The sequence below is a fragment of the Mesorhizobium sp. M0243 genome (assembly GCF_040321775.1).
GTDB lineage: Bacteria > Pseudomonadota > Alphaproteobacteria > Rhizobiales > Rhizobiaceae > Mesorhizobium.
Map to the genome: position 1 here is coordinate 1 of NZ_JAMYSF010000068.1, position 2,162 is coordinate 2,162.

Consider the following 2,162-nt stretch of genomic DNA (forward strand, 5'->3'; position numbering starts at 1 on the left):
TCTGCAGGCCATGGTTGAGGATCATAGAGGCGAGGCAAACAGTGCGACCCAGCGGATCAGCTCGATCGTTAGAACGGCCGAAGTCGGTTTGAGTGTTGGCTTGTTGGTAGCCCTCGGGCTAGCCCTTCTTTTGGGTTACCAGCTGTTTCGCGCCATTACAGGTCCGCTCACCCGTTTGGTCAACGCGGTTCAATTGATGCGGCAAGGCGACTTCAGCGAACGCCTCGATCTGATGCGCCGAGACGAATTCAGTGTGCTTGCCGACGGCTTCAACGCAATGGCGGACGATCTCACAACCCTCATTGGTCAGGTTCAAAGGTCCAGCATACAGGTCGGCACGTCGATAACTGAGATCGCCGCCACCTCCAAGCAACAGCAGGCAACTGCGACTGAAATCGCAGCGACCACAACAGAAATCCGCGCGACAGCCAAGGAAATCTCCGCCACATCAAACGAGCTGGTCCGCACGATGAACGAGGTCTCCACAGTTGCCGAACAAACGGCTGCCGTCGCCGGCGGAGGTCAAGCCGGGCTGACCCGTATGGAAGAAACCATGCAGCAAGTCATGGAAGCGGCCGGCGCGATCAATTCCAAACTCGCGATCTTGAGTGAGAAAGCCGGCAGCATCAATCAGGTGGTGACGACCATCACAAAAGTCGCCGATCAGACGAATCTGTTGTCGCTCAACGCTTCCATCGAGGCTGAGAAGGCAGGCCAATATGGCCGGGGTTTTGCAGTTGTAGCGACGGAAATCCGAAGGCTCGCGGACCAGACGGCTGTCTCCACCTACGATATTGAGCAGATGGTCAAGGACATCCAGTCGGCAGTCGCGGCCGGGGTGATGGGCATGGACAAGTTTTCCGAGCAGGTCCGCCGGGGTATGCAGGAAATCCAGCAGGTCGGCGGGCAACTCTTCGATATCATTCAGCAGGTTCAGGGGCTGGTGCCACGTTTCGAAGTCGCCAATGAAGGCATGCAAGCACAGGCGACCGGCGCGGGGCAGATCAGCGACACGCTAACCCAGCTAAGCGAGGCAGCTCAGCAAACAGTCGAATCCCTTCAGCAATCGACGCTCGCGATCGACGAGCTCAATCAAGTCTCAGGCGGCATGCGAAGTAGCATTTCGAGGTTCAAGCTGCGAGCATAGCGAGTCGGCAGTAGGAGGTGACAATGCTATTCCTCGCCTTCAGCATGGGTCCGGATCGCTACTTGATCGATGTCCACCAAATTGAAGAGGTGCTGCCCTATTTCGATGTGAAAGTTCTTCCGGGTGCGCCAACTGGTGTGGTGGGTTTGGTCAGCTATAACGGAATACCCATCCCTCTGATCGATGTTACCCATCTTGCGCTTGGCCGGCCATCGGAGCGCCTATTGAGCACCCGGATCGTTGTGACGCGCTATCCGGCGCATGATGGCGAGCAACGCCTGCTGGGGCTGATCGCGGAACGGGTGACGGATACGCTCGAGCGACACCCTGCCGATTTCGCGCCGTTCGGACTTGAACAAGGAACCCCGCCCTATCTTGGGCCGGTGGCTTCCGATGGTTCGGAGATCATTCAGTCGGTCAAAGTGGAAGCGCTGCTTTCGGAAGAGATTCGTACCGCTTTGCTCCGCCAGGCCGCAATAGGTGATCAATGACCGGCGCAATAGAAAAGCTCCTGATGGAAACCATCGGACTGGACAGTGCCAGTGTTGGTCCGACAGTGGTTCGTCAGGCGGTCAGAGACCGGATGGAAGCATGCCGGATAACCAACCCTCAGGCCTATAGGGAACACTTGACCGTTTCCTCGCAGGAGCTGCAGGAGCTGATCAATGCGGTGGTGATCCCAGAGACCTGGTTCTTTCGCGACCGAGAAGCGTTCACGATGCTGGCGCGGCATGCGCGCGTGCACAAGCCTGCTCAGCCGATAAGAGTCCTGAGCCTGCCATGTTCAACCGGCGAAGAGGCTTATTCGGTCGCCATGGCGATGTTCGATGCCGGCTTTGAGGCGCACGAGTTCAAGATCGATGGCGTGGACGTCAGCAGTCGCAATATCGCCACGGCTGAACGCGCCATCTATGGGCGCAATTCGTTTCGCGGGAGCCATCTCGAATTTAAAGATCGCTATTTCGAAGCGGCTGAGGGCGGGTTGCGGCCTATTGCTGGGGTGCTGAAACAGGTT

3 protein-coding genes are annotated in these 2,162 nt (G+C 57.6%); all 3 read left to right on the plus strand.

Features of this window, described 5'->3' with window-relative positions; genetic code table 11:
- Window positions 1-1,147 (plus strand): methyl-accepting chemotaxis protein (locus NKJ11_RS33610; protein WP_352795177.1); only part of this gene is annotated, 1,147 nt, incomplete at its 5' end.
- A gap of 23 nt (window positions 1,148-1,170) precedes the next feature.
- Entirely contained in the window at window positions 1,171-1,638 is a 468-nt protein-coding gene (locus NKJ11_RS33615) for a chemotaxis protein CheW (RefSeq protein WP_023809630.1), read from the plus strand.
- Window positions 1,635-2,162, plus strand: a 528-nt coding sequence (locus NKJ11_RS33620) for a CheR family methyltransferase (protein WP_352795178.1), incomplete at its 3' end; no start/stop codon positions are given. The genes NKJ11_RS33615 and NKJ11_RS33620, both read left to right, overlap by 4 nt.

Bases quoted from the DNA above. Each gene is read 5' to 3' on its own strand.
- NKJ11_RS33615 (WP_023809630.1), top strand. From the start codon at position 1,171: ATGCTATTCCTCGCCTTCAGCATGGGTCCGGATCGCTACTTGATCGAT.